The organism is Mycobacterium sp. (genome assembly GCF_052143115.1).
Taxonomy (GTDB): Bacteria; Actinomycetota; Actinomycetes; order Mycobacteriales; family Mycobacteriaceae; genus Mycobacterium.
Genome location: NZ_JBKQTQ010000076.1, coordinates 23,468 through 30,486, shown reverse-complemented (window position 1 = coordinate 30,486; position 7,019 = coordinate 23,468). Strand labels below are relative to the sequence as shown.

Here is a 7,019-nt window from a genome sequence, read left to right as displayed (position 1 = left end):
GTTGCGGAAGGCCTGGTTCATCTGGCCCATGGTGTCGTAGGACGTCATCTGGGCGGTACCGCTCCAGCCGGCGCCGGCGATGTTTTGGCTCGATGCCCACATCTTGCGGGCCTCGTCCTCCACCGTCTGGGCGTGCATATCGAAACGGCCCGCCATCGACCGCATCTCATGCGGGTCAGTCATAAAACGCGTAGGCATATCCCTGTCTCCCTTACCTCGGTGTCATTTCAGTGTTAAGGCGTTGTGCGGCAAGGCATCCCCTGCCCTTAGCCGCCGGCCGGCGAGCGGGGCATCACCTTTGCGACGACCTTGGAGCCCATGCTGCTCATACCGCGTCCGGCCAGCGCGCCCATCAACCCTTGGGAGAACGGGCTGCTGGGCAGCCCGTGGGTCATCTGCGGGGCGGCGACGCTGGTTGCAGGCAACACCGGGGCCGCGCGACTCATCTCCGGGGCCAGCCCATGCCAGGCGTTGGGCACCGACAGCCCGCCCACGTGGTGACCTGAGGCCAGCGACGCGGAGATCGCCGACCCCCACGTCCGCAGCTGGTTGCCCACACCGCCCATCACGTTGGTCAGCTTGCCGTCGACGAATTTCCCGACGTTGGCCATCAGCGTGTCACTGGTACTGGCCAGGGTCGATCCCGCGGCACTGCTGGCCGAACTGCCCGAGCTCATGAACATACGCGCGGGCATGCTGCTCAACATGCCCATGTAGTAGGTGACCTGCACCGGAAGCAGCGCGGCGGTGGGATCGGCGGCGACCGACGTAGCCACCGTCCCCAGCCAGGACACGATATCGGTGGACCCCAAAGTCGCCGGACCCGCGTTCCCCGCCACGCCGAAGAGCTCGGCAAAGTCGCCGAGCAGCCCCGTGATCACCGTGCTCGAGTCGGCCGGTGTGGCCGCCGCAGCGGCCGCATTGGCCACCGCGCCACTGGCCACCTGCGGGGCCGCGCTCTGTGCGGGCAGGGCCGAAGCCGCCTGAGAGTTCACCTGATAGGTGTCCATGGTCAGCGCGTCCTGGATCCACATGTCCAGGTACTCAGCCTCGTTGGTGGCGATGGCCCCGGTGTTTTGGCCCAAGAAGTTGTTGGCGACCAACGTGGCCAGTTCCGTGCGGTTGGCCTCGATCGCCGGCAGCGGCACCATCGAGGCATAGGCGCTCTGATAGGCCGCGGCGGCCGCCTGAGCCTGGGCGCCGGTCTGGGCGGCGGTGGCCGCCGTGCCCTGCAGCCAGGCGATGTAGGGGGCGGTCGCCGAGGCCATCTGCGCCGACGAGGGCCCCAGCCACGATCCGGTGACCAGATTGGTGACCAGCGTTTGATACTGGGTCGCGGTGCTCTCCAGATCGGCGGCCAACGAATTCCAGGCCGCCGATGCCTCCAACAACGGACCCGACCCCGCCCCGGAAAACATCAGGGCGGAATTAATTTCCGGGGGAATTAGCGAAAAGCTCATCGACGCGAGACCTGGCTACCCCGCCGCCGCCATGTTCGCCGCCTCGGCCAGCGCATAGGCACCCGAGCCCGAGCGCAGCGCGGCGACCAACTGCTCGTGCACTTCGGCGGCTTGAGCGGCGATCTGCTGATAGGCCACGCCGTGCTGGCCGAACTGCGCCGCCGTCGTCGCCGACACCAGGTCGGACGCGGCCGGGGCCAGCCCCGTCGTCGGCGCCGCCGCGGCCGCGTTGCGGGCCACCATCGCGTCACCGATACCAGACAGACTGCTCGCAGCCCCCGACAACACCTCGGGATTCGTAGTTACGAACGACACCTTCCGACCTCCTACAACGACCCCGTCGACTCTAAGTTGGACGCTACCTTAGACCCGGCGTTGGATTGACCTCCCCAAAAGCAACTGCCACCCGTGATGGCTGACAAATCGTATGCTTTTTTGCCGTCCGCGGTACACATATCGACGAAACGATGTCCGGTGGAAACTGGGCGTTAACTGTGACGCTTTTTCGCGCGGGTTGAACCTCAGGTGAGCGCCGGTTACGCACCCGGACCTGCCGTTCGGGGCGAACGTCTGCACTCGGGCCGTCATCGCATGTTGTTCGCTCAGTTGAATGCCTCGTCGATGATCTCCTGCTGTTCGACGGCGTGCACCTTCGACGAGCCCGACGACGGTGCCGACATGGCGCGCCGCGAAATGCGTTTGATACCGGTCAGTGTGCCCGGGCACAGCTCGGGTAGCTCCAGGCCGAACCGTGGCCACGCGCCCTGGTTGGCCGGCTCCTCTTGCACCCAGAAGTATTCGCTGGCGTTTGGGTAGCGGTCCAGCGTTTCGCTGAGTCGCCGGCGCGGCAGCGGGGCGAGCTGTTCGATGCGCACAATCGCGACGTCGTCTCGGTTGTCCTTGGCCTTGCGGGCCGCCAACTCGTAGTAGAGCTTGCCGCTGGTCAGCAGCATTCGGGTCACCTTGGCACGGTCACCGACGCCGTCCGCATAGGTGGGTTCTTCGAGCACGGAATGGAACTTGGCCTCGGTGAAGTCTCGGATGTCGCTGACCGCGGCCTTATTGCGCAGCATGGATTTCGGCGTGAACACGATCAGCGGGCGTTGGATACCGTCGAGGGCATGCCGGCGCAACAAGTGGAAGTAGTTAGCCGGGGTCGAGGGCACCGCGATCGTCATCGAACCTTCCGCCCACAGCTGCAGGAAACGTTCGATACGGCCGGAGGTGTGGTCAGGGCCCTGGCCTTCGTGTCCATGCGGCAGCAGTAGCACGACACTGGACAGTTGGCCCCATTTGGCCTCGCCGGAGCTGATGAACTCGTCGATGATCGACTGGGCACCGTTGACGAAATCGCCGAACTGGCCCTCCCACAAGACAAGTGCGTCGGGATTGCCCACGGTGTAGCCGTATTCGAAGCCGACGGCGGCATACTCCGACAGCGGCGAGTCATAGACCATGAACTTGCCGCCGGTCGGGTTGCAGTCCCGATCGGTCATCAGGAGCCGCAGCGGCGTGAACTCTTCGCCGGTGTGGCGGTCGATGAGCACCGAATGCCGTTGGGAGAACGTGCCGCGCCGAGTGTCCTGCCCGGATAGCCGCACCAACTTGCCTTCGGCCACCAGCGAACCCAACGCTAGCAACTCGCCGAACGCCCAGTCGATCTTGCCCTCGTAGGCCATCTCCCGGCGCTTCTCCAGAACGGGCGTGACTCGTGGGTGCGCGCTGAAGCCGTCGGGGAGGGCGAGGAATGCGTCGCCGATGCGGGCCAGCAATGCCTTATCCACCGCGGTGTCAAGCCCTGCCGCGAGCATCTGATTGGACTCCACCGATGCGCTCGGCTGTACTCCGTGCTTCTCCAGTTCGCGGACATCGTTGAAGACCCGCTCGAGTTGACCCTGATAGTCGCGCAGCGCGTCCTCGGCCTCTTTCATCGAGATGTCGCCACGACCGATCAGCGCTTCGGTGTAGGTCTTGCGGACCCCTCGCTTGGTGTCAACGACGTCGTACATGGCGGGGTTGGTCATCGACGGGTCGTCGCCCTCGTTGTGCCCGCGCCGCCGGTAGCACAGCATGTCGATGATGACGTCTTTCTTGAACTTCTGCCGGAAGTCCACGGCCAGGCGCGCCACCCACACGCACGCCTCGGGGTCGTCGCCGTTGACATGGAAGATCGGCGCTCCGATCATCTTCGCGACGTCGGTGCAGTACTCGCTGGACTTGGAGTATTCCGGCGAGGTGGTGAACCCGATCTGGTTGTTGACGATGATGTGGATGGTGCCGCCGACCCGGTAGCCCGGCAGCGTCGCCAGGTTCAGCGTCTCGGCGACCACGCCCTGGCCCGCGAAGGCGGCGTCGCCGTGCAGCATCAGCGGCATCACCGAGAAGCCGTCTTCGCGATCACCCTTGTCGAGCAGGTCCTGCTTAGCCCGAACCAGACCCTCCAGCACCGGGTCGACTGCCTCCAGGTGCGACGGGTTTGCGGTCAGCGACACTTGAATGTCGTTGTCGCCGAACATCTGTAGATACACGCCGGTGGCGCCGAGGTGGTACTTGACGTCGCCCGAGCCGTGCGCCTGCGCGGGGTTCAGATTGCCCTCGAACTCCGAGAAGATCTGCGAGTACGGTTTTCCGACGATGTTGGCCAATATGTTGAGGCGACCCCGGTGGGGCATACCGATGACCACCTCGTCGAGCCCGTGCTCGGCGCACTGGTCGATCGCGGCATCCATCAGCGGGATGGTGCTTTCGGCGCCCTCCAGCGAGAACCGCTTCTGCCCGACGTACTTCGTCTGCAAGAACGTCTCGAACGCCTCGGCTGCGTTGAGCTTGCTCAGGATGTACTTCTGTTGGGCCACAGTCGGTTTGACGTGTTTGGTCTCGACGCGGTGTTCCAGCCACTTCTGCTGTTCGGGGTCGAGGATGTGGGTATACTCCACGCCGATGTGCCGGCAGTAGGCGTCACGCAGCAGGCCCAGAATGTCGCGCAGCTTCTTGTACTCGGAGCCGGCGAAGCCGTTGACTTTGAATACCCGGTCCAGGTCCCACAGTGTGAGGCCGTGGGTCAGCACTTCGAGATCGGGGTGGCTGCGGAACCTGGTTTTGTCCAGGCGCAGCGGATCGATGTCGGCCATCAGATGGCCGCGGTTGCGGTAGGCCGCGATCAACTCGATGACGCGGGCGTTCTTGTCGACGATCGAGTCGGGGTTGTCGGTGCTCCACCGTATCGGCAGGTACGGGATGCTCAGCTCGCGGAAGATCTCGTCCCAGAAGTCGTCGGAGAGCAGCATTTCGTGGATGGTGCGCAGGAAGTCACCCGATTCCGCGCCTTGGATGATGCGATGGTCGTACGTCGATGTCAGGGTGATCAGCTTGCCGATACCGAGGTCGGCGATGCGCTCGGCACTGGCGCCCTGGAATTCGGCCGGGTACTCCATCGCTCCCACGCCGAGAATCGCGCCCTGGCCCGCCATCAGCCGGGGCACCGAGTGCACGGTGCCGATGGTCCCAGGGTTGGTCAACGAAATCGTCACGCCGGCAAAGTCTTCGGCGGCCAATTTGCCATCACGGGCACGGCGGACGATGTCTTCATAGGCGGTGACGAACTGCGCGAATCGGATGATCTCGCAACGTTTGATGCCCGCAACCACCAACGAGCGCTTGCCGTCCTTGCCCTGCAAGTCAATCGCCAAGCCGAGATTGACGTGAGCCGGCGTGACCGAGGTGGGCTTGCCGTCGACCTCGGCGTAGTGCCGGTTCATGTTCGGGAACGCTTTGAGCGCCTGCACCAACGCGTAGCCCAGCAGATGGGTGAAGGAGATCTTGCCGCCGCGGGTGCGCTTGAGCTGGTTGTTGATGACAGTGCGGTTGTCGATCATCAGCTTGGCCGGGATGGCCCGAACGCTGGTCGCGGTCGGCAGATCCAGCGACAGCGACATGTTCTTCACGACGGCGGCGGCCGCACCCCGCAGCACATGGACTTCATCACCGTCGGCCGGCGCCGGGCCGGCTGGTTTGGCCGGGGCCGGCGGTGCGCTGGTCACGCCGTTGCCGACGGTGGCGGTGGTAACCGGCGGAGGTGACGGCGGGGCTGCTGGGGCGGGCACGGCCCCGGCGGCCGGGGCGGGCGGCCCGTCAGCTGTCGTCGAACCGTCGCCCGTCGGCTCGGGGTTGTAGTCGACCAGAAACTCATGCCAGCTCGGGTCGACCGACGAGGGGTCTTCGCGGAACTTGCGGTACATCTCCTCGACCAGCCATTCGTTCTGGCCGAATGGTGAACTCGTACTGCTCACGGCGGCGGCTCGCCTCGATTCCTCTGTCCGGCAAGCGCGCTACGTGACGCTTGCCACTTCCTGCACACGGTGTCGGCGCATCTCACCTGTGGCGGCCCCGACAGTTTCCGCCCCATAAAGGCTAACCCTTTGCCGACAATCCGCCACGCGTCCTGACCAGCCTGGTCCGCGCTGCGACAGGGGCAGGCTGCACGCCCGCTAGGTGGCGTCGTGAACCGGGGGCAGCAGGTGCAGCGTGACCGGCCACCGAACCGGGGGAGTGCCGAACGCCTTGCGCGTGTTGCGCACGATCTTCTTACCCACCAACCGGTTGCCGATGGCGCCGATGACGGCGCCGATACCGATCGGCAGCATCTTGCCGAATAGCAGCGCACTGCGACGCAGCGTGAACCGCCTGACTGCGCGCTTGAGCAACCGCGAATTCAACTGTGCCAACGCGGGCATCGGCAGCGATGCCGCCCCCTCCGACAACCACGCACCGCTCGTGCGGCCAGGACCGAGCAGTTCGCCGACGGCGTTCTTGCTGTCATCGCCAACCAGTACGGCCAGCACCAGGGCGCGGCGGAGTTCCCGATTTTCGGCCGGAACACCGTGCACCGCCGCGATCGCCAGCGCAAAGAACGCGGTGGCCTCCAGGAACACGGCCGTCTCCCCGGCGGCCGCGGACAGCGCGGCCAGTGTGCCGATCCCCGGCAGCAAAGCGGCCGAACCCACTGCCGCGCCGCTGGCCGTGACGGCGCTCAGAAACCGCTTCTCCAGCTTGGCGGTGATAACGGCGGGGGCGGCCTCCGGGCTCGCACGGCGCAGCCGTTCCACATAAGCCGTGGCCGCCGGCCCCTGAATCCGCGAGCTGCGTTCGATGATCTGCGCCAGTGCGCGCGCGGATGCCTTGGGCTTGCCGTTGGTGGCGGCGGGCAGCGAGTCGTCCGCTGAGTGCGTCCGTCGGGCGCTCATAAGTGCCTCCGAAGTGGATGTGCCCGGCTCCTTCCTGAAGCCGCGGCCTGCCTTCAGGCTAGCGCCGGTGCCACGAAACGTGGGGCGGGCGTCATTGCGATTACTCCACCAGGAATAATCCGCTGCGAACGCCTGGCGATGACGCGGGCCGTGTCAACGGAGAGTGGGGGAGCCGGGCGATGTGGACGCCTGGCGACGATGTGGGTCGTGTCAACGGCCGGAGGAGGAGCCGGGCAATGTGGATGAGCTCGCTGACGATGCGTGGAAGTGCCGAGCCCGACGAAGAGCTGGTGCAGCCCGCCAAGCTGGGGGATGG

The 7,019-nt window shown here is 65.6% G+C and carries 5 protein-coding genes; all 5 read right to left on the bottom strand.

What is annotated here, in order from left to right:
• Positions 1-198, bottom strand: a 198-nt coding sequence (locus tag ACLQI9_RS09005; protein WP_442391516.1) for a WXG100 family type VII secretion target, incomplete at its 3' end; no start/stop codon positions are given.
• Between the two features lie 68 nt (positions 199-266).
• Entirely contained in the window at positions 267-1,460 is a 1,194-nt protein-coding gene (locus tag ACLQI9_RS09000) for a PPE family protein (RefSeq protein WP_442379233.1), read from the bottom strand.
• A 15-nt stretch (positions 1,461-1,475) separates the two neighbouring features.
• Positions 1,476-1,775, bottom strand: a complete 300-nt coding sequence (locus tag ACLQI9_RS08995; protein ID WP_442379235.1) for a PE family protein — start codon at positions 1,773-1,775, stop codon at positions 1,476-1,478.
• 287 nt (positions 1,776-2,062) lie between these two features.
• A complete protein-coding gene (locus ACLQI9_RS08990) occupies positions 2,063-5,749 on the bottom strand; it encodes a multifunctional oxoglutarate decarboxylase/oxoglutarate dehydrogenase thiamine pyrophosphate-binding subunit/dihydrolipoyllysine-residue succinyltransferase subunit (RefSeq protein ID WP_442379237.1) in 3,687 nt (1,228 codons plus the stop codon).
• A gap of 198 nt (positions 5,750-5,947) precedes the next feature.
• Positions 5,948-6,703, bottom strand: coding sequence for a hypothetical protein (locus ACLQI9_RS08985; RefSeq protein WP_442379239.1), 756 nt, complete (start codon positions 6,701-6,703; stop codon positions 5,948-5,950).
• Positions 6,704-7,019: the final 316 nt, after the last annotated feature.